Source organism: Nonlabens sp. (assembly GCF_965657255.1).
Classification (GTDB): Bacteria; Bacteroidota; Bacteroidia; order Flavobacteriales; family Flavobacteriaceae; genus Nonlabens.
Map to the genome: position 1 here is coordinate 46,277 of NZ_CBFHNM010000006.1, position 22,412 is coordinate 68,688.

Below are 22,412 nucleotides of genomic sequence, written 5' to 3' on the forward strand. Positions count from 1 at the left end.
CTAAATCCTTATCTTTGCAAACTTTAAAACAAACTATATAATGTTTAATAAAAACATCAAATTAGTCATCACTGCGTTAATCGTAGCTTATGCCATATATCAATTTACTAGAAACGAGATTCTTACTGGAATTTTCTTAATTCTATTTTCCGCAATATTCGTTTTTCTATATTTCAAAAACGAAATGATATTGCTTGCCTTTTGGAAGTTAAGAAAGCAAGATTTCCCAGGTGCAAAAAATTGGTTGGATAAAATATCTAATCCAGAAACAGCATTGGTTCAAAAACAACAAGGTTATTACAACTACCTACATGGTTTAATGATCTCACAAGAGAACATGACTAAAGCAGAGAAATACTTTAAGAAAGCCATCTCATTAGGATTAAGCATGGATCAAGATCTTGCCGTTGCAAAATTAAACCTTGCTGGTATTTCTATGATGAAGCGTCGCAAACGTGAAGCTACTGCCCTACTTACCGAAGCAAAAAAATTAGATAAACATGGAATGCTGAACGATCAAATCAAGATGATGAAGCAGCAAATGAAGAAGGTTTAATTCTTTTTAGAAAATATAAAATAAACAAAGCCCAATCTTGCGATTGGGCTTTTACTTTACATTAAATAAATTCAAAAACCTTTCCATCTTTGGCTAATTCTGTATTTTCAAATACTTGAATCGCTTCTTTTCTAAATAACTCATAATCGCCGTATCGAGAAGAATAATGGCCGATAATCAAAGTATCTACTTTTGCCATTTTAGCGATAGTTGCAGCTTGCTCTGCAGTGCTGTGTTTTGTTTTTTCACATAAATGCTCGTGTGATTTTAAAAAAGTACTTTCATGATACAAAGCAGTAACACCAGTGATTTGTGGTACAATGTCTTCTTTATAAACTGTATCACTGCAAAATGCATAACTTTTAGGCACATCACCATCCATTGTTAGCTCTTCATTAGGAATCACTTCACCATTATCTAAAGCAAAATCGTGTCCTTGTTTGATCTTGCGGTAATAGGCATGGTCTATTCCGTATTCCTCGCAGGCAACAATATCTAAATGTCGATCGCCTGGTTTTTCTTGAAAGAGAAATCCATGAGTAAAAACACGGTGTTCTAGAGGTATAGTAGTTACTGTAATAGCATCATCTTCTAGTAACAAATTTGGTGTATTTTCAATGCTTTCGCGAAAGCGTAAATCAAAAGAAGTATAAACCTTGGCCAATTTTAATTGAATCAAAATCATCTCTTTGATTCCTTTAGGTCCATAAATCGTTAACTCAGATTCGCGGCCTAATAAGCAAAATGTTGATATCAGTCCAATGAGACCATACACATGATCACCATGAAGATGTGAAATGAAAATATGTTTGATACGCGCAAACTTGATTTTGTTTTTGCGCAATGCCATTTGCGTACCTTCACCACAATCAATGAGAAACAAATGCCCTTTTATTTCTAAAACTTGAGCGGTAGGACGCGCATTGTCTTTAGGCGTGGCACTATGACAACCTAGTATAGTTAGTTTCAATTAAAGTTGTTTTGTGCTGTGAAAATACAGCATTCATTTCGTCTTAAAGTAAAAACTGTAAAACCTGACCTATATAAAAGTATATATACTCTTCTAAAAACCTAACTCGCGTTCCATTTCTTCCATTCCTATAACGTCTTGTGCTTCATGGATGGTAGGAACAATCATCAATTCTTCAGGAACTTCATCCATCGACAACGCTGTATTTACAATGACAAAAGAATGTTTTGTTGCCCTATGTTTATTACTTAATTCCAGGAAGCAAATCATGTCCATTAATGAAGCTTTTTCATATTGCAATAAATCAATTACCAAATTTTTACCCTGAAATTGGTCATAAATACGGCCTAAAAATATAGCAAACTCTTTTATATCGTCTCGCTCATCTTTAAGGAGCGTATAATTCTCATGTTCTTCACTAATCATTGCGTCTTATTTTTGCGGCAACTAAATAGAGTACTGCCATACGTATGGCAACTCCATTTTCTACTTGATTTAATATAATGGCTTGGTCAGAGTCTGCAACATCGCTGGTTATTTCTACACCTCTATTAATAGGTCCAGGATGCATAATTACAATATCTTTCTTGATACTATCTAATAATTCTCGATTCACTCCGTATTGTTGTACATATTCACGAACACTTGGGAAATAAGAAATATCCATACGTTCATTTTGAACACGTAACATGTTTGCCACATCACACCACTTGAGAGCTTTTTTGAGATTAAGTTCTACTTTTACACCTAAAGATTCAATATGCTTAGGTAATAAAGTTGCAGGACCGCATACCATAACTTCAGCTCCTAACTTTTTAAGGCAGTAAATGTTTGATAACGCCACACGACTATGCAATATGTCACCTACAATAACTACTTTTTTACCTTTTAAACTTCCTAACTTTTCTCTAATGGAATAACTATCTAATAAAGCTTGTGTAGGGTGCTCGTGTGCGCCATCACCAGCATTTACTATTCTAGCATCTACGTGTTTTGATAAAAACACTCCTGCACCTGGATTAGGATGCCTCATAACAACAATATCTACTTTCATAGCTAGAATATTGTTCACGGTATCTACTAAGGTTTCTCCTTTCTTAACAGAGCTTTGCGCTGCACTGAAGTTAATTACATCTGCACTTAAGCGCTTTTCTGCAAGTTCAAAGGAAAGCTTAGTTCTAGTAGAGTTCTCAAAGAATAGGTTTGCAATAGTAATATCTCTTAAAGAAGGTACTTTTTTAATAGGTCTATTAATAACTTCTTTAAACTGGTCTGCAGTTCTATGAATCAGATTGATATCCTCAACGGTAAGATATTTAATCCCTAAGACATTATCAACACTCAACTCACTCATTAGTCTTCATTTTTTAAAAGGTAAACAGCATCTTCTCCTCCATTCTCTTTCCAGAGTACCTTCACTTTTTGGTTATTTATAGCATCTACTTGACGACCGTTATAATCTGGCTGAATAGGCAAATGTCTTGAAAACCTTCTATCTATTAAAGTTAGTAACTCAATAGTATCAGGTCTTCCAAAGGATTGCAAGGCTGTTAACGCAGCGCGTATACTTCTTCCTGTATACAATACATCATCTACAATAACTACACGTTTATTTTCTACAACGAAATTAATTTCAGTGGAGTTTGCTTTTAAAGGCTCTTCATTTCTTCTGAAGTCATCGCGATAAAAGGTGATGTCTAACAAACCAGTTTCTAATTTTTTTATCTTATAGCTGGTTGTCAGCAAATGCTCAATCCTTTTTAATAAATATTTACCTCTAGGTTGTAAACCTATTAGGACGGTATTTTCAAAAGTATCGTGATTTTCAATTAATTGGCAAGCAAGCCTGTGAAGAATGATATCCAGAGCTGCAGCGTCGAGAAGTAATTTTTGACTCATGAAACCAATTTAATTTCAAAACTATAGGCGACATTACCCACAATTTTAACAAAGATAAGAATTTTGATCTGTGAACCTACTTACATTTTTATTTTACGGAGCAAAAAAATTCTATATTAGAATGTATGATGATAAAAATCATATTTATTGAATAATATGTTGTCTTCAATCTATTGAATTTTAGAAATAAAAAAACCCTTATCATTAAAATGATAAGGGTTTTGAATATTTAAAAGGAGAATTTTATTTTCCTTCCATTCTATCTTTAAGAGCTTGTAGCTTAGAGTTAGCATCACCTAAAGTAGGCTTAGACTCTTCAGCAGACTTAGCTGCGGCTTGCTGTACGTTCTTAGCTTCTTCTTCTTTATGAAGAATCATATGAGAACCTACTACTCTTTTAAATTCTTTGTTGAATTCAATGATCTGGATTTGCGCCTTCTCACCTTTCTTCAATTTAGAACCATCTTCTTTTTCTAAGTGACGTGTTGGAATAAACACAGAGATATCTTCATTAAAGTTCACTACAGCACCTTTGTCTACAGTTTCATCTATTTCAATATCGTGAGTTGTTCCTACACCAAATTCACCTTCGTATTTATCCCATGGATTAGGCATAGTCTGCTTATGTCCTAATGATAATTTACGTCCTTCTACGTCTAGTTCAAGAACCACTACTTCTAGTGTATCTCCTACTGCACAGAACTCAGATGGGTGCTTCACTTTCTTAGTCCAAGATAAGTCAGAGATGTAAATTAATCCATCTACTCCTTCTTCAAGTTCTACAAATACACCAAAGTTAGTAAAGTTTCTTACCGTACCAGAGTGCTTAGAACCTACAGGATACTTAGTAGTAATATCCGTCCATGGATCTGGGTGAAGTTGTTTCATACCTAGAGACATCTTACGATCTTCTCTATCTATAGTAAGTACTTCTGCATCAATAACGTCACCTACTTTTACAAAGTCACCAGCACTTCTTAAGTGCGTAGACCATGACATTTCAGATACATGAACAAGTCCTTCAACTCCTTCTTCTACTTCTACAAATGCACCGTAATCTGCAATTACAACTACTTTACCTTTTACTTTATCACCTGGCTTGATCTTTTCAGAAAGAGCTTCCCATGGGTGAGCTTCTAATTGCTTAAGACCTAACTGGATACGCGACTTATCTTCATCAAAGTCAAGAATTACAACGTTAAGCGTTTGATCCAATTCTACAATCTCATTAGGGTGGTTGATACGTGACCAAGAAAGATCCGTAATGTGTACCAATCCATCAACACCACCTAGATCAACAAATACACCGTAAGAAGTAATGTTTTTCACAACACCTTCTAGTACTTGTCCTTTTTCTAGACGAGAGATAATTTCCTTCTTCTGCTCTTCAATATCTGCCTCGATAAGCGCTTTGTGGGATACAACAACATTTTTGAATTCGTGGTTGATTTTCACCACCTTAAATTCCATTGTTTTATCTACATACTGATCGTAATCACGGATAGGCTTCACATCAATTTGTGAACCTGGTAAGAATGCCTCAATACCGAAAACATCCACAATCATACCACCTTTAGTACGACATTTTACATAACCATTAACGATCTCGCCAGTGTCATGTGCCGTATTAACGCGTTCCCAAGCCTTGATAAGACGTGCTTTACGGTGAGAAAGAACTAATTGTCCTGTCGCATCTTCACGTACATCTACAAGAACCTCAACTTTATCACCTTCTTTAAGGTTTTGGTTGTAACGGAACTCGTTAAGAGAGATAACACCTTCAGACTTTGCATTGATATCAATGATAGCATCACGATCCGTAATTTTGATCACTACACCTTCAATAACGTCACTATCTATTGTGTCAACAAAGTTGTCAGATACTAACTTTTCAAATGCTTGTAATTGCTCTTCATCAACTTTTTCAATACCTTCACTGTAGCGTTCCCAGTCAAAAGAGTCTAGAAATGCAGTTGGGTCTTCTTGTTGTGGAGATGTAGGTCTTGCGGTTGCTTTCTCTACTTGTTCTTGAACCTGAGTATCAGTTGCGCCATCTTGCGCAACTTCAAGTTCTTGTTTGTTTGTTTCTTCAGCCATAATAATTGGTGCTGATTAATTTTGTATTCTAAAGGGCGTGGAAACTGATAGAACTTCTCTAGAAGAATTATTTATAAAGTTTTGATTCCCAATCGGTTTCCTTATTCTCGATTTGGGTTTGCAAAAATACATTCTTTTTTTAAGTTTTCCTACTCCTATTCACTTCAAAATAATGGTAATTATTCCGCTTTCGCGAAAGCGGAACTAAGATCAGATATCTAGGTCAATTCTAGTTTTCACTCAATCAAAGTACTTGTTGACTCATTCTATATTTTTAGAGTTTGAAATGAGAAGTAGTTTTAAATAACAATTAAAACTCAAGTTATGAAAACTATTCTACTTTTTACAGCATTTCTGTTAATCACAACAGGCTGTTTTGCAAAAACGATTACTGGTAAAGTGACAGGTCCAGATAGCGATGAAGTTATAGGTGTCACTATAACAATTAAAGGTTCTAGCGTATTTACCTCAACTAATTTTGATGGCGATTATTCTATTGAAGCTGCACCTGAAGATATTCTAGTATTTAGCTACACTGGATATGATTCACAGGAGATTCTAGTGGGCAATCAAATGGTCATAAATATACAGTTAACTTCAAGTAGTCTGGATGCAGTTATTGTAACTGGATATAGAAACTATAATAAGCAAAATAGTAGCAAAGCTTCTTCTACTAATACTACCAGACCTAACACTAATGCAATACAACGTTTATCAGGGCAAACGGCTGGAATAAGAATTCAAAACGCAAATGGACAACCTGGAACCAATAGCACTATCCAGATACGTGGAGCAGCTTCTATAAATTCAAGAAAGAAACCTCTTGTGGTTATCAATGGAAAAACAATGACTGAAAAGGAATTAAAGAACCTAAATCCCTCAGATATTTCTGGTATTACCGTTTTGAAAGACGCATCAGCAACTGCCATTTATGGTAATCGTGGTACAAATGGAGTTATCCTAATTGATACAGAAAAAGATATAAAACTAAATGAGGCTGAGATAGTGATGCATCAAATCAGAGATTTATTTGAAAATGAATCTTATAAAAACATAGCAGAAAACGAATTTGAACAAGTAGGCACCTCACCGCTTTCAACGTTTTCTATAGATGTAGACAAAGCTTCTTATAGTAATGTGCGTCGCATGATTAATAACGGACAGACTGTTGCTCCTGACGCTGTAAAAGTTGAAGAAATGATCAATTACTTTAATTATGACTATGATCAACCTACTGGTGATCATCCTTTTGCCGTGCATACCGCAGTATCAAAAACCCCATGGAACAAAGAAACCCAATTAGTAAAAATAGGTTTACAAGGAAAAGACATCAATAAAGATGATCTACCAGCATCGCATTTAACTTTTTTAATTGATGTTTCTGGCTCTATGTCAAATCAAAATAAATTGCCATTGCTTAAATCTGCTTTTAAAATTTTGGTAGAACAATTAAGAGAACAAGACAAAGTATCTATAGTAGTGTATGCTGGCGCAGCAGGAATCGTTCTTGAACCTACCTCTGGTGCTGACAAAGAAACAATCATCAACTCGTTAGAAAACCTCGACGCTGGCGGCTCTACTGCTGGAGGACAAGGAATAGAGTTAGCCTATAAAGTGGCTCAAGAAAACTTTATTAAAAATGGAAACAATAGAGTGATTCTTGCCACAGATGGAGATTTTAATATAGGCGCATCTAGTGACCAGGCGATGGAAAAGTTAATTGAAGAGAAAAGAAAAAGTGGTGTGTTCTTATCAGTTTTAGGAATGGGATATGGCAATTATAAAGATTCAAAATTAGAAACTCTAGCAGACAAAGGAAATGGTAATCATGCTTACATTGATAACATTCAAGAAGCACATAAAGTTTTTGGAAAAGAGTTTAACGGTAGTCTTTATACTATTGCAAAAGATGTCAAACTACAAGTAGAATTCAATCCTAAGAATGTTCTTGCTTACCGATTAATAGGATATGAAAACAGATTACTTGATACAGAAGATTTTGTTGATGACACAAAAGATGCAGGAGAATTAGGTATAGGACATACGGTAACTGCATTATATGAAATCATTCCTACAGGAAAAGACAGTAAACATTTAAAGGAGTTGACTGATTTGAAATACACCAACACTTCTTTTTCAAAAGACTTTAATAACGAATTATTTACTGTTAAACTGCGTTATAAAAAACCTGATGGTGAAAAGAGTATGCTCATGGAATTTGTTCAAAACAACAAAACATCAAGAGCAGACGACAACATGCAATTTGCTGCTGCGGTAGCCATGTTTGGAATGCAATTGAGAAATTCTAGCTACTATAATGAGACAACTTTAGAAGATGTTGTTCAACTTGCTAAAAAAGGGAAAGGAAAAGATAAAAATGGCTACAGAGCAGAATTTATAAGACTGGTAGAATCATATCGGGATTATAATAAAGATATTCGTTTTTATTCAGGACAATAAAGTTTTTAACCTCGCAAATCAGATAAAAAGAATGACTTAAAAGCCAGAAGTATGTTCTTCATCTGCGAGGTTTTATTTTTAAAGTTCTATTTTTATTTTTCTGAAATAAAACCATGACCTCAAAAGCAACCACAACACAAGAGTACTTAGAAAATTTACCAGATGATCGCCAGAAACCTATGAACGATTTACGTGACGTAGTTCTTAAAAATTTACCTATCGGCTTTGAGGAAGGAATGCTTTACGGAATGTTAGGCTATTACGTTCCAAAAGATATGTATGCGCCAGGTTATCATGTAGGCAAAGAATGGACGCCATTACCTTTTATCAATATTGCCTCACAAAAGAACTATATCGCTTTATATCATTCTGGTATTTATGCTCAACCAGAATTGATGGAATGGTTCAAAAGCGAATTTCCTAAGCATTCTAAGTACAAACTGGACATGGGAAAAAGTTGTGTGCGCTTTAAAAAAGTAGACGCGATTCCTTTAGAACTGATTGGTGAATTGTGTCGTAAAATGACAGCGCGGGAATGGATTGAGATTTATGAAGGTGTGATTAAAAAATAAATCGAGAAATGATTTAAACAATACCAACACAAATGGTGCATCTCAAATGACAATTGTTTGATTTCTTCCTAATGCTTGATAGAGCAAGCGAGGAATCTTATTTAAATTTCTACGTAATGATTCGTTTTCGACTATCGCTCAAACTAGCATTATGATTTAAATTAAATTGAGAAAGCCTGAACCTATTTAGATCTGTTGGGAAATGTCATTTTAAGCCTTTTCAATCGCCTCTTCTGCCCAAGTGACTAGTAAATCAAATTGTTCTTCTCTAGTCATTTTTGAAGTATCTAATAATTTTGCTTCTGGTAATTGAACTAGCGGGCTGTCTTCTCTTGAAGAATCAATACGATCTCTTTCCACTACATTTTTCAATACATCATCGAGAGAAACATCATCGCCTCGTTCTACAAGTTCTTTATAGCGTCTTTGTGCACGTACTTCTGGTGCTGCAGTCATAAAAACTTTTAACTCGGCATCAGGAAAAACAACGCTACCTATATCGCGACCGTCCATAACGATACCTTTCTCCTCGCCCATTGCTTGCTGTTGTTCTACTAACTTTGCGCGTACTTCAGAAATTTCGGCTACTTTACTCACAATACTACTGACCTCTAGGGTACGAATTTGTTTTTCAATATTTTCACCGTTTAAGTAAACATCGGCACTATCTGTTTCTTTATTATAGGCAAAACTGATCTTGATTTTTGATAAAGATGCTACTAATTTTTTGCTATCTAAATTACCTGAAACAATCAAGTTTTCGCGTAAAGCGTACAAAGAAACAGCTCTATACATCGCGCCAGTATCTACATACACATACTTCAATTTTACAGCCAGTTGTTTTGCCGCAGTGCTTTTACCAGTACTAGAATGTCCATCTATAGCGATAGTAATTTTTTTACTCATTTACTGTAAATTAATATTAACCCCAAAAAGGCTTGTGTGAGACGCGAGTGTGTAGCGTGCATGTGTATAACTAAAACGTAGGTTATTCATTTTAAGTGAAAAACCACCACTTAATCCAGAAAAAGCACGTGTATTTTCAATACGTAATTCTTCTGATCTTCTAAAACTATAGCCTAATCGCACCTCAAAAATTTGCTCAGGAAAAATCTCTAACCCAATAACTGTATGACGTAGTGCATTGTTCAAAAAACTAGGTTTGTCTTCAGTAACGTTTCCGTCAAGGTCGGTTTGTGCGTTTGCATCATTTGAAAAAGCAATGTTCCATTGCTGTAAATTTTCTAAGGTCACGTGCAACCTTAGTGGTAAATTCTTCATTGTGTTTGAAAATCCAGCCGATATCTCTAAAGGTAAATCTTCATATATCTCGTTGTAAGGAGTAAATTGAGTTCCTAAATTGCGTATTACCACTGCAGCACGTATCGCTTTATCTTCATTGTAATAAAGCACTCCTAAATCTACTGCACCACCAAAAGAGGTATAAATATCTAGTTTTGAAGAGATCAATTTTAAGTTAGCACCTACATAAAAATCTGACCATGGAATGTTGTAAGCATAACCCATGGAAACAGCTACTTCATTACCACCAAATTCTCCTGTCGAGTTTCCCTGTTCGTCAAATCCATCAAATTTTCCATAGTTTAAATAGGTAACACCAGCGTGAAAAGTTTGCACATGCCTGTCCCAAGTGTAGGCATAACTGGCTGTTCCATAGTTAACATCTCCTAAGTAATTGACATAATTGACTTGCAACTGGTTGTCCATTTTGGGATTGATGGTCGCGGGATTAAAAATTCCAGAAGTAGGATCATAATCCACACCAGTCAAAACGCGTCCTCCTAAAGCTGCCTGCTTTGTCCCTGATACCAAATTTAAAAATTGATAGGTTGATCGTCCTCCTATTTGCGCTTTCGCGAAAGCGGAACATAACAAAATAAGAAGAAAAAAATGACGCATTAAATGGTTTTATAAACTGCTAATGGGATAACGACTGCAAGTTTAATTTATTTTTAATGGAAGTTAGTTATTTTAAAGTTGAATCTACTGCTTGTATTCGTACTAATCCATCTTCATCAATAGAAAGTAGTTGCACCTGCTGTAATTGATTTACTAATTCTGGATTCCAATAGGTTTTTACTTTCACATAATTCTCTGTAAATCCTTGAATAAAGCCTTCTCTATTTTCTGCTTCCCAAAGAACAGTTTTGGTTTTACCTAACTGACTTTCATAAAAAGCACGGCGTTTTTTCACAGAAAGGCCTCTCAACATTTTAGAACGTTTCTTGCGCACTTTTAAAGGAACTACTCCTTCCATAGTAGCGGCTGGCGTGTTCTCCCTTTCGGAATAGGTAAACACATGCAGATAAGAAATATTCAAATTGCTCAAATAATTATAGGTATCTAGAAAATGATCATCTGTCTCGCCTGGAAAACCTACAATCACGTCCACACCTATGCAACAGTCTGGCATCACTTCTTTGATCCTTGTTACTCTATCAGTGTACAATTCTCGATTATAACGACGTTTCATTTTACCAAGCAACTCATTATTACCTACTTGTAGCGGTATATGAAAATGAGGGACAAAAGCATTTGCTCCAGAGACAAAATCAATAGTCTCATTCTTCAATAAATTAGGCTCAATGGAAGAAATACGCAAGCGGTCTATTCCTTTCACAGTATCCAGCGCATGTACCAGATCTAAAAAAGTATGTTCATGCCGTTTATTACCGAACTCGCCTTTTCCATAATCGCCTATATTCACTCCTGTAAGAACGATTTCCTTAATACCACGCTCACTAATCTGACGTGCGTTTTTCATCACATTTTCTAAGGTATCACTTCTAGAAATACCACGCGCTAGAGGAATCGTACAATAGGTACATTTATAATCACAACCGTCTTGAACTTTAAGAAAAGCTCTGGTCCTATCACCTATCGAGTAAGATCCTACGTAAAAATCGGCTTCATTAATCTCGCAAGAATGTACTTGTGTAGGCTCTTCTTTTGATAGCTGATTGAGATAATCCGTGATTTTAAATTTTTCTGTCGCTCCTAGAACTAAGTCTACACCATCAACAGCGGCAAGTTCTTCTGGTTTCAATTGTGCATAACAGCCTACTGCAATCACAAAAGCATCTTCATTTACATTTTGCGCTTTCTTAACGATAGATTTAAAACGTTTGTCAGCATTTTCAGTAACACTGCAAGTATTGATGACATAGATATCTGCTTTTTGTTCAAAATCCACTTTATCAAAACCTTCTTGTTTAAAAGAACGTGCGATAGTACTGGTCTCACTAAAATTGAGTTTACAACCTAAAGTATAAAATGCAACCGATTTTGCAGCTGTTTCTACAAGCATGTTTTATGACGTTTTTGCGGTTGCAAAGGTACGTATTCAGTTGTGAAAATAAGTCACAGTCGCAGTTTTCAGTTTTGAGTAATAGATTGAATGTTAGTTTCGCTTTCGCGAAAGCGATGTTCTTTAAAAAAAACGTAAAAAAGTAGATAACTTTAGCATCTTAAATGGATAAACAGATGTTAAATTAGAGTTTTCCCTTTTCCAAAGGAAGAAAATATAATTCAGATATAAAATAAATAAGGGGTTTGTAATGCTAGAAATTTGTTCAAAATCAAGATGTATTTTCAAAACTAACATCGCGCCAAACCCTTTGCGTTTATGGCGGTCGCTACTTCACTTTTTCTCCTTTTTAAAAGGGAAATGCTCTTATACTGGATAATAAGAAATAATGAAATATGAATTAGTTAGAATCCACTTTAAAGACACAACAACTCAAAGACTAAAAAACTACTTTTTACTGTTATAAATCAACAATACTCACGACCTTTGTATTATGGAAAATACTGTTTCTAAAACCACGCTGGGATTGAATTTACCTACTGATCCTCGATGGGTAGATCTTGCTGCTTTGAGTATGCAAGATATTCTTACCGATCATGCTTTTTGTGAGCAAAAAGCGGCAAGTACGATTATTTCTATCATCCAGATGCACTCTGATAAACCAGAAATTGTAGAAGCTCTTTCTCCTGTGGTAACAGAAGAATGGGGACATTTTAGAATGGTACTAGCAGAATTGAAAAAACGCGGATTAACCTTAGGAATCCAGCGACCAGATGAATACATCAAAGAATTGATGAAAGGAAAACCTAAAGGAACTGGTCGCGATCAATTATTTCTAGACCAATTATTAATTTGTGCTTTAATTGAAGCACGAAGCTGTGAGCGTTTTAAAATTCTATCCCAAAAACTAGAAGAACAAGAATTAAAAGACTTCTACCACCAGTTTATGGTTGCTGAAGCTGCGCATTACAAACTCTTTTTGAAATTGGCTAAAAACTTTTTTGATGAAGACAAAGTAATGACGCGATGGCAATATTGGCTAGATCATGAAGCTAGTTTTTTACCGAATCTAGAAGTGCGTGGAGATAGAATGCATTGATGAAATTGAACTTGAACTTGAACTTGAACTTGAATTTGAACTCGAAATTTAAGTTTAAGTTTAGATTTAAGTTTAAAAATAGTTGGTAGTTGGTAGAAAAAATGAAATTTTGAAAATCGTTTCTAAAAATAAAAAATGATTTTTTTCTGCTCTAGATATTTGAAATTGAATTAAAGAAGCCGACTTCAGTAGGCTAAATAAAAGAACGCCGTAAGACGATAAGTTAATTCATAGCGTCGGACTTCAGTCCGCCTATGATGATAAATAAAAGAGCAACAATTAAATGAATCAAAATATAAAAAACTTCTTTTCAGAATCGCGTTACCGCTGGTGGTTAATGGCTAGTGTGATCATTATTTATTTAATCATTGTGGCTGGAGCTGTGGTGCGTATGACTGGAAGTGGTATGGGATGTCCAGACTGGCCAAAGTGTTTTGGCTATTTGATCCCGCCTACAGAGCAGTCGGAGATTGAATTTTCTCCTGAAACGCCGTATAAAGAAGGAATGGTGATTATAGTCGATGAAGAATTGCGCGTTGCAAAAGAAGACTTTTTTACTGGTAAAACTTTCAATGAAGAAAATTGGGAACCATATACCAAACACGATTACTCGGTTTTTAATGTATATCACACCTGGACAGAATACATCAATAGATTAATAGGTGCTTTAGGTGGTCTGGTCGTTTTTATCATGTTTATCTTCTCTTTGCGATATATTAAGAAAAGACCCAAGCTTACTATTTTAAGTTTGGTATCCGTTCTTTCCATGGGAATCCAAGCCGTAATCGGTAAAATAGTTGTGGATACGAATCTATCGCCAGCACTGATCACGTTTCATATGATTGCTGCTTTATTAATTGTAGGATTGTTGATCTATTTACTACACGAGGTAAAACCTATCGATTACCGTTATAAGAGTAATAAAATCATGGTAAGAGCTGCTGCCGGATTGATCGTGTTAACCTTGATTCAAGTTGTTATGGGAACTCAGGTAAGACAGTATATCGATGAGCAAGTAGATTTATTTGGTTATCCATTAAGTGATACATGGTTAGAAAATGGACCTTTAGTATTTTTAATCCATAGAAGTTATTCTATTTTATTAGTGGTTTTACATGGTTGGTTTATTTATAAAGCGGCTCATACATTTCTTCATCCTAAAAGATCCTACACGATTCTTGCTGTTTTATTTGTGATCACAATTTTAAGCGGTGTTTTTATGAATTATCTGGATTTTCCTTTTGGATCTCAAGCCGTACATCTGGTTGTAGCTTCTTTGATTTTGGGTTTGCAGTTTTATATTTGGATGCGATTGAGAGTGGCTTTGAAGTGAATGATCTTTATACAAGCATTCAATTTCCATTTCAACCTCAACTTCGAGTTCAAAAAATCTTATCTTTGCCATCCTTAAAAAATGAAGTAAATGATCTATAGATTAAGAGTTCTTCTGGATGCTAGTGTGGACTGTTTTAGAGATATTGAAATAGAAGACAACGCTACTCTTGAAGAATTTCATAATGTTATTGTCCAGGCTTTTCAACTACCTGGCGATGAGATGGCTAGCTTTTATGCTAGTGATGAAGAATGGAATCAAGGTGAAGAATACTGTCTTTTTGATATGTCAGGTGGTATGTCCACAGTTAAAAAAATGGCTGATACTCCTATGGAGAAAGCCATGGATAAGAATAAAACAAGAATGATATATATCTATGATTTCTTGAGTTTGTGGACCTTTTCTATAGAACTGGCAGATATTGTGTCCCCTACTTCTGGAACAGCTTATCCACAAGTGATTTTTGCAGTCGGTGAATTGCCAGATAATGCACCTGATAAAGAATTTGAGGCAGATCCACGTTTTCATGATGATAACGATGAAAACGATTATAAAGAAGAGGAAGAATTTTACGATGATGAGTCCTTTGACGAAAACGACTTTTACTAGCCTATGATCAATTTATTTAATACTAGAATTGAAGATCTTGCCATACACCGTGTAGGTAACAAGAATAAAGGAGAATTATTATTAACATCTAGCAGCAGTACAACCCTAGATGATGAGATGCATTCCTTATTAAAGGAATATTTCTTAAAACCCTTTCGCTCAAAAGAAGAGGCTTATTACAGCTTTTTTCATGAGGATGATCTAGAGTTTCACGATATGTACGCTTTCGCGAAAGCGATATTTTCCACACCAGCATCCTTACTAGAAAATAGTAAGAAGATGGCAAAACACCTATACGAGCAGTCAGAGCATCCACATATACGCAGTGGTGAAGTTTACATCTGTTATTTTGACAATGTAATGGTGGATAATAACAAAACAGATGCCATTGGGATTTTCAAAAGCGAGATCAAACAAGAATTCTTGCAATTTGAAGAAGGAGAAACAGACTTAAAAATGATCCTACAGCAAGGTGTCAATTTGAATAAACTAGATAAAGGTGCGATCATTTTTAATGTAGAAGAAGAAGCTGGATACAAAATCTTATCAGTAGACTCCAACCGTTATGATGCAAAGTACTGGTTGGAAAATTTCTTAGGTGTCGATGTATTTGAAGATGAAAACTTCTTCACTAAAAAATATTTGAAATTTTGTCAAGACTTTGCAAAAGACGTGGTTCTACCAGCTGAGGACAAAAAAGAAGAGGTTATGTTTATGAATCGTGCGGTAAATCACTTTGCTAAAAACGATAACTTTGAAGAGACTGCTTTTTTAAATGAAACACTAGAGAACCCAGAATTAATTCCAGAGTTTAAAAATTACAAAGTTGAAAAAGGGGCTAAACATTCTATAGAAGATGTTTCTAGTTTCCCTATATCAAACACAGCCGTAAATGCTGCTAGAAAAGGTATTAAAAGTGTAATTAATCTGGATACACAAGTTCAGATTAAAATGGATTTTACAAACTCTAGCAGTGCAGAAAAATTCATTGAAAAAGGCTGGGACGAGGAAAAACAGATGTATTATTATTTAGTTTACTTTAATCGAGAAGAGAAAAAATAAATCTAGTCGCATATTTTTCTAGATTAAAGAAATCCGATAAATAAACTTTACAGTTTACTTATCGGATTTTATTTTTAATTTGAGTGTCGATTTTATTTAGTGATTTACATCGTGGTAATTTCTTTTCACAAAATCTAAAGCTGTATTTAAGACACCACCCATACTTCTAGTAGATTTAAAGGCAACGTCGCCTGTAAACCCATGAAGTTCTTTTTTGAGCTGTTTAAACTTTAAAGGTGTTGAAATATAGTCTGCTTTCATACACTTTATCAACTGCTTGTATCGTTTTTGTGTATTGATTAACCGTTTTGCAATTAGAGAACGCTCCTCTTTTTTGTATTGCTCTATACTTTCTTCTTTCAAGCATTCTGCCACGTTCATAACCATGGACAAGTTTTCTTTGAAAAATTGAGGACGATACACTTTCAACTTGCCCTCATAAGATTGCTGGTCAAAATCAATCGCTCTAATTGCATAACTAACTCTATCAAAATCATGAGTGGGAATGACTACATAATTATAAGAACGCATGTCGCCGAGTAAACGAATCAAACAACGCTCATTGAATTTTACAAATTCTTTTGCAATTTGAGTGAGCTCTTGATGATCACATCCTTCCATATAATTTGCAATAAATTCATCGCCAGGAATTCCTGCAATATGCTCTTCAATCAATGTGTCTTTATAAACTAAGAAATTGATACGATGCGGTGATAATAAATGTTCTAATTCTAGTCCATAGACTCTAGATGCATCTGCTTTTTTTACGTAGAAGTAAGTAAAACCATCATTTAAAATATTTCTAATCTTTATTCTAAACGGTTTTGTATTACCAAAGGTGCAATAGTCAACTGCGTCCACACTCAAGTAATCTAACGTCTGGTCACGACCATCACTATGAAGAATATCATACATTTTTTTTAAATGCCTATCAATATGTTCTCTGTCAGAGTCTGAATAGTAACAACGCACCCATAATGTGTCTTCATCATTTTTATCATAAACAGTAATACAACCAGCAAACCTGAGAAGATCATCATAAGAAACTGGAATAGAAGTGCTTCTATTATAACGTTTTACATAGTCTGATAATGAACTACCTATAGGAAAGGTAGGTTTCTTATTAGACAATAATTTATCGTTAAGAATTTTTTCTGACATAAATACAGTAACATTTTTTGTTTCTTGCAGTCACATAATACAACAAAAAACTCTATTCATGGAAACCATCCTTGAAATTAATCAACTTCATAAAACTTATGGCACACTAACGGCAGTGGATCATATATCTCTTAAAATTGAAAAAGGCCATGTTTATGGTATCTTGGGTCCCAATGGTAGCGGTAAATCCACTACTTTAGGAATGGTTTTGAATGTTGTAAATCCTACCAGTGGTGATTATAAATGGTTTGAAGGCACCACATCAAATCACGACGCTTTAAAAAGAATAGGTGCGATCATCGAACATCCGAATTTTTACCCTAGCATGAGTGCCGTTCAAAATCTTGAATTGGTCTGTAAAATCAAAAATATAAATACCTCTAAAATAATAGAAAAATTGACGGTTGTGGACTTGCTTTCGCGAAAGCATTCTCCTTTTAAAAGCTACTCTCTAGGGATGAAACAACGTCTTGCGATTGCGAGTGCTTTACTCAATGATCCAGAAATATTAATACTTGATGAACCTACTAATGGACTTGATCCACAAGGTATACGTCAAATAAGAGATATCATTCAAAAGATTGCCGCTAGCGGAACAACTATTTTACTAGCTTCACACTTACTTGATGAAGTAGAAAAAGTGTGTAGTCATGTGCTAGTTCTAAGACAAGGTAAAATGTTGTACTCTGGTCCGGTTGATGAGATGAATAGAAATCACGGCTCTATATTTATTGATGCAGCAGATAGAGATGCTTTACATACCTTTCTTAAAAACAAACCTTATGCTGGTTCCATCACACGTCATGATGATGGACTAGAAGTAAAACTTTATGAAGATGTAGATAATGCTCAAATCAATAAAGAAGCATTTGAAAGCGGCCTTGTACTCAATAAATTGTTACATAAAAAACAGAGCCTTGAAGATCAATTTATTGAATTAACCAACCAAAACTAGTACACGCCATGAAAAGATTATTAGGTATAGAATTTCACAAATTCAGGTATAGTAAAAGTAGTAAAGTCCTAACTGTAATTTATTTAACTATAGTGGTACTCCTTATGCTAACTGGAATGATTAGAATAAATTTCAATCAATTTAGCGGAAGTTTATCAGATTTAGGAATTTTTAATTTTCCTTTGATCTGGCATATTACTACTTATTTCACTAGTTTTTTGAAGATTTTTATAGCGATTGTTCTAGTATCGTTGACCGCAAATGAATATAGTAATCGCACAATCAAACAAAATCTTATTGATGGATTAAGTAAAAAAGAATTGATTCTTTCTAAGTTCTATCTAGCACTAACTCTTGCAATTCTTACAACTCTAGTGGTTTTTGTAGCTTCTTTAATTTTAGGGTTAATTTATTCAGACTTTAATGAGTTTTCGATCATTTTTTCTCAAATGGGATATTTGGGAGCTTTTTTCTTAGCGCATTTAATCTTCTTTTGTTTTTGTCTTTTTGCAGGTATATTAGTTAAAAGAAGTGCATTTGCATTAGGTTTTATCGCGGTATGGTACATATTTGAAGGTATTCTAAATCTTATAGCAAGAGGTGTCGATCAATTTTATGACACTTCTATTTATGACGTATTACTGCATATTTTACCGTTAAATGCTATGTCTAACCTCATTAAACAACCTTTTACTAAAATAGATTTGGTACAATCAACTATGAACCAATTACCTATTGAAGGAATAGAATTTGGCTATGATATTGAATGGTTAGATGTGGTGTCTGTATGTTTATGGAGTGTATTGTTCATCTACCTATCCTATAAACTTTTGAAAACAAGAGATTTGTAAATTAAAAATTATCGTACAGAAATAAAAAAACTATACGGAAAATTATCCAAGAAACTTTTAATTTGTGAAATTTCTAAAAAAATTTAAGAATTGTTAAAACTCTATTAAATGTAACATCTGTGTACTAAATTCGCACATGATGAAAAAGTTTTCTTTACTAGCTATATTCATATTGGCGACAACGTTAAGTATCAATTTTAGTAATGCACAATTACAAGCATCTAATTGGTATTTTGGATTTAATGCAGGAATAAATTTTGATCCTGCTTCTGGTGCAGTAACACCGCTTACCGATGGACAAGTGTCAACTAACGAAGGTTGCGCAAGTATTTCAGATGAGAATGGACAACTTTTATTCTATACTGACGGTACCGTAGTTTTTGATAGGTCACATCAGATCATGCAAAATGGTCAAGGATTAAGAGGAAATCCATCTAGTACTCAAAGTGCGATTATCATTCCTAAACCACAAGATCCAAATATATATTACATATTCACGGTAGACTTACCTTCTTTTGGTGGTAGTGAAGGCGTACATTATTACGAGGTTGACATGACTTTAAATGCAGGTTTTGGAGCTGTAACCACTAGCATTGCAAATCCGCCTTTGTTAATAGGTGAAGCCGCCGAAAAATTATCGGCAATCAATCACGCTGTTAATGATGAAATATTAGTCACTGCTTTTGCAAATAGTAGTGGATTTGGAAGTTATGATTCTTTCCACACATTCACAGTTAGTGCTGCTGGTGTAAATACAACACCTATAATTTCAGCTAATGTAGCAACTCCAATTGCAGTCGGTGGTGGAAGAAGGGGAAATTTAAAGTTTTCGCCAGATGGTCAATTTTTGGTTTCTTGTAATATGAGTCGCAATAGTGGCGCTAGATCTTATATCTATGATTTTGATCAAAGCACAGGTATCGTATCTAATGAGAGGCCTATTTTAATGCAAGCACCTAACAACAATGGTTATGGTGTAGAGTTTTCTCCAGACAGCAGTTTGTTGTATATTACAGCAACTAATGATGCTAATGGTAATAGCGCAGCTTCTCACACATCTTCCCTTTATCAATATGAATTAACTCCTGGAAATCTTGCTGCAGCAGGATTAACAGGATTAGAAATAGACAACAGACCAGGCTATAGAGGTTCACTTCAATTAGGAATAGACGGAAAGATTTATCGAGCCTTAGCAGATACTTATGACATAGGCAGACCTTTTCTAGGTGTTATTAACAATCCAAATACAGTTGGTGTAGGATGTAATTATCAACATGACGCTATACCACTAGCAGGTAGATCTTCAACACAAGGTTTACCTCCTTTTATTCAAAGTTTCTTTGCTTTAATAGAGGTAGAGAATTTATGTTTGGGAGATGGAACTACTTTTGAATTTCAATCTGACACACCACCAGATGCAGTGCTCTGGGAATTTGGTGATGGTAATACTTCTAATTTAGAGAACCCTACTCATATTTATTCGAATGCAGGAACTTTCAATGTGGTTCTCTCCTTAACAAGAGGAGGAACAACTAGAATTTATCGTAAAAACGTTCAAATATATGAAACGCCTATCGCTAACTCTATTAGAAATGTTGCCATATGTGATACTGATAATAATGGTAGAGAACTCATCAATTTAGACCAATTGGTTACACCACTAATATTAGGATCACAAAATGCAAGCTTATTTAATGTTTCCTATTTTAATAGTCAATTAGATGCTGACACAAGCAGAGTTGGATTGCCTTTACAATATGAATTGAATACAGGTCAACAAACTTTATTTGCTAGAATAAATAATATAAATAATATTAGTTGTAGCGATACAGTGAGCTTTACTCTTTCACTATTTGAACAACCAGTAGCAAATCCTACAGCAAATCTTGAAATTTGTGATGATGACTTTGATGGTATATCAATATTTAACCTAAATGACCAAACGCCAACTATATTAGGTGCCCAAAATACGACAGATTTCAATATATCTTATCATTTGTCTCAAAATGATGCTGATATCAATTTGAACTCTTTGCCTTTAACTTACACTAATACTACTCCATTTAACGAGACCATTTATGTTAGAATTGAGAACTCATTAGAATCCATTTGTGTGGATACTACACAATCTTTTGAATTAATTGTCAATCCTAAACCCATAGCAAATGATTTTGCTGCATTTCAATGTGATGAAGATGGTGTTCCAGATGGAAGAACGATTTTTAGCTTTATGAGTTTTGACAATTCTGTAAGTAGCGGCGCTACAGGCGTAACAGTCACGTATTTTATTAATCAAACAGATGCTGACAATAATATGAACGAATTAGACAAAATTAGCTACACTAATCTTACTCCTATGCAAAATATTATTGCTAGAGTAACAGATGACACCACTGGTTGTTACTCTACTTCTACTGTTAGCTTATCAGTAAGCGCAAGTGATGCACAAAATACGAGCTTATCGGTTTGTGATAATGATGGTATAGAAGATGGTTTTACTATGTTTGATCTTTCTAACGCAAATAGCAATGTCCTAGTAAGTGCTCCTGCAAATGTCACAGTTAGTTATTATGAGTCTCTTAACGATGCACTAACTGAGCAAAATATACTACCTAACAACTTCACAAATACAAACCCTAACACACAAACTATATTTGCAAGAGCAGAATCTCCAGACGGTAACTGTTTTGGAATTAGTGAAGTTTTGCTTACCGTGAATCCTTTGCCAATTATCGAGTTAACAGAGTTATTTGATTATTGCGGTAATGACCCACAACCACTAATTATTGATAGTGGAATAATTACAGGCGTTCCAGCTGACTACACCTATTTATGGAACACAGGAGAAACTACTGAATCTATTTCTGTAGCCATTGGTGGTGATTATAGAGTTACGGTCTCTAATTTAGATGGATGCTCTAGAGATAGAATTGTGACTGTTATAATAAGTGAACCTGCAACGATTACTTCTATAGAAACGGTAAACGCTGGCACCAACAGTTTTGGATCTGCAACTATAAAAGTAACTGGATTAGGAGATTATGAATATCGTATCAACCCAGAAGATTCCTATCAAGATAGTCCTGTTTTTAACAATATTACACCAGGTTTTTACACCGTTTATGTAAGAGATAAAAATGGTTGTGGGACAACCACTCAAGATTTTAGTATCGTGGGCTACCCAAGATTTTTCACGCCCAATAATGATGGTTTCAATGACTTCTGGCAACTATTAGGTGTTTCTATTGTATTTGAACCTAATTCAGAAATATTCATTTTTGATCGTTATGGAAAACTGATAAAGCAAATTTCTCCTCAAGGTGTAGGATGGGACGGAACATACAATGGTAATCCATTACCATCTAGTGATTACTGGTTCAAAGCAACATTAATGGATGGCACGACTTTTTCTTCCCACTTTACTTTAAAAAGATAAGATTGCCTATTTTTACGATAGAGC

At 34.7% G+C, this 22,412-nt stretch carries 19 protein-coding genes; 10 read left to right on the forward strand and 9 right to left on the reverse strand.

The window, feature by feature from the left end:
- The first annotated feature begins 40 nt into the window (after window positions 1-40).
- Window positions 41-556: a DUF2892 domain-containing protein gene (locus ACTF54_RS08445; protein ID WP_347202068.1), complete on the forward strand. Its 516-nt coding sequence runs from the start codon at window positions 41-43 to the stop codon at window positions 554-556.
- Between the two features lie 61 nt (window positions 557-617).
- Here the strand turns inward: ACTF54_RS08445 and ACTF54_RS08450 are convergent, their stop codons facing one another.
- From ACTF54_RS08450 to rpsA, 5 genes are all read right to left on the reverse strand, one after another.
- Complete coding sequence (locus ACTF54_RS08450; protein ID WP_347197426.1) at window positions 618-1,526, reverse strand: ribonuclease Z; 909 nt, start codon at window positions 1,524-1,526, stop codon at window positions 618-620.
- A 93-nt stretch (window positions 1,527-1,619) separates the two neighbouring features.
- On the reverse strand, window positions 1,620-1,952 hold the full coding sequence (locus tag ACTF54_RS08455; RefSeq protein WP_347197425.1) for a ribonuclease Z: 333 nt from the start codon (window positions 1,950-1,952) through the stop codon (window positions 1,620-1,622).
- Window positions 1,945-2,880: an aspartate carbamoyltransferase catalytic subunit gene (locus ACTF54_RS08460; RefSeq protein ID WP_347197424.1), complete on the reverse strand. Its 936-nt coding sequence runs from the start codon at window positions 2,878-2,880 to the stop codon at window positions 1,945-1,947. The genes ACTF54_RS08455 and ACTF54_RS08460 overlap by 8 nt, the downstream gene beginning before the upstream one ends.
- Window positions 2,880-3,425 (reverse strand): bifunctional pyr operon transcriptional regulator/uracil phosphoribosyltransferase PyrR, encoded by a 546-nt coding sequence (gene pyrR, locus ACTF54_RS08465; protein ID WP_347197423.1) that lies wholly within the window; start codon window positions 3,423-3,425, stop codon window positions 2,880-2,882. Before pyrR ends, ACTF54_RS08460 begins: the two co-directional genes overlap by 1 nt.
- A 243-nt stretch (window positions 3,426-3,668) precedes the next feature.
- A complete protein-coding gene (rpsA, locus tag ACTF54_RS08470; RefSeq protein WP_347197422.1) occupies window positions 3,669-5,522 on the reverse strand; it encodes a 30S ribosomal protein S1 in 1,854 nt (617 codons plus the stop codon).
- A 324-nt stretch (window positions 5,523-5,846) separates the two neighbouring features.
- Here rpsA and ACTF54_RS08475 point away from each other — a divergent pair, with 324 nt between their 5' ends.
- On the forward strand, window positions 5,847-7,982 hold the full coding sequence (locus ACTF54_RS08475; protein ID WP_438969148.1) for a YfbK domain-containing protein: 2,136 nt from the start codon (window positions 5,847-5,849) through the stop codon (window positions 7,980-7,982).
- A 113-nt stretch (window positions 7,983-8,095) separates the two neighbouring features.
- Window positions 8,096-8,554, forward strand: a complete 459-nt coding sequence (locus ACTF54_RS08480; protein WP_438969149.1) for a DUF1801 domain-containing protein — start codon at window positions 8,096-8,098, stop codon at window positions 8,552-8,554.
- 210 nt (window positions 8,555-8,764) lie between these two features.
- Here ACTF54_RS08480 and cmk read toward each other — a convergent pair whose 3' ends face one another.
- The 3 genes from cmk to mtaB all read right to left on the reverse strand — a co-directional run bounded on the left by cmk (window position 8,765) and on the right by mtaB (window position 11,882).
- A complete protein-coding gene (cmk, locus tag ACTF54_RS08485) occupies window positions 8,765-9,460 on the reverse strand; it encodes a (d)CMP kinase (RefSeq protein WP_347202240.1) in 696 nt (231 codons plus the stop codon).
- Entirely contained in the window at window positions 9,461-10,474 is a 1,014-nt protein-coding gene (gene porQ / locus ACTF54_RS08490; RefSeq protein ID WP_347197418.1) for a type IX secretion system protein PorQ, read from the reverse strand.
- A 67-nt stretch (window positions 10,475-10,541) separates the two neighbouring features.
- A complete protein-coding gene (gene mtaB, locus ACTF54_RS08495) occupies window positions 10,542-11,882 on the reverse strand; it encodes a tRNA (N(6)-L-threonylcarbamoyladenosine(37)-C(2))-methylthiotransferase MtaB (protein ID WP_438969150.1) in 1,341 nt (446 codons plus the stop codon).
- Between the two features lie 493 nt (window positions 11,883-12,375).
- Between mtaB and ACTF54_RS08500 the strand changes: the two genes are divergently transcribed.
- The 4 genes from ACTF54_RS08500 to ACTF54_RS08515 all read left to right on the forward strand — a co-directional run bounded on the left by ACTF54_RS08500 (window position 12,376) and on the right by ACTF54_RS08515 (window position 15,985).
- Entirely contained in the window at window positions 12,376-12,981 is a 606-nt protein-coding gene (locus ACTF54_RS08500) for a tRNA-(ms[2]io[6]A)-hydroxylase (protein ID WP_347197416.1), read from the forward strand.
- 283 nt (window positions 12,982-13,264) lie between these two features.
- On the forward strand, window positions 13,265-14,314 hold the full coding sequence (locus ACTF54_RS08505; RefSeq protein ID WP_438969151.1) for a COX15/CtaA family protein: 1,050 nt from the start codon (window positions 13,265-13,267) through the stop codon (window positions 14,312-14,314).
- Between the two features lie 90 nt (window positions 14,315-14,404).
- Complete coding sequence (locus tag ACTF54_RS08510; protein WP_347197377.1) at window positions 14,405-14,923, forward strand: IS1096 element passenger TnpR family protein; 519 nt, start codon at window positions 14,405-14,407, stop codon at window positions 14,921-14,923.
- Window positions 14,924-14,926: 3 nt separating this feature from the next.
- Complete coding sequence (locus tag ACTF54_RS08515; protein WP_347197376.1) at window positions 14,927-15,985, forward strand: nucleoid-associated protein; 1,059 nt, start codon at window positions 14,927-14,929, stop codon at window positions 15,983-15,985.
- A 96-nt stretch (window positions 15,986-16,081) separates the two neighbouring features.
- On the opposite strand, the gene ACTF54_RS08520 is transcribed toward ACTF54_RS08515, so the two are convergent.
- On the reverse strand, window positions 16,082-17,146 hold the full coding sequence (locus ACTF54_RS08520) for a hypothetical protein (RefSeq protein ID WP_347197375.1): 1,065 nt from the start codon (window positions 17,144-17,146) through the stop codon (window positions 16,082-16,084).
- Window positions 17,147-17,204: 58 nt separating this feature from the next.
- On the opposite strand from ACTF54_RS08520, the gene ACTF54_RS08525 reads away from it, so the two are divergent.
- From ACTF54_RS08525 to ACTF54_RS08535, 3 genes are all read left to right on the forward strand, one after another.
- Window positions 17,205-18,101, forward strand: a complete 897-nt coding sequence (locus tag ACTF54_RS08525) for an ABC transporter ATP-binding protein (RefSeq protein ID WP_438969152.1) — start codon at window positions 17,205-17,207, stop codon at window positions 18,099-18,101.
- An 8-nt stretch (window positions 18,102-18,109) separates the two neighbouring features.
- Window positions 18,110-18,952 (forward strand): ABC transporter permease, encoded by an 843-nt coding sequence (locus tag ACTF54_RS08530; RefSeq protein ID WP_347197373.1) that lies wholly within the window; start codon window positions 18,110-18,112, stop codon window positions 18,950-18,952.
- Between the two features lie 136 nt (window positions 18,953-19,088).
- A complete protein-coding gene (locus tag ACTF54_RS08535; protein WP_438969153.1) occupies window positions 19,089-22,388 on the forward strand; it encodes a T9SS type B sorting domain-containing protein in 3,300 nt (1,099 codons plus the stop codon).
- The last annotated feature ends 24 nt before the right edge of the window (window positions 22,389-22,412 follow it).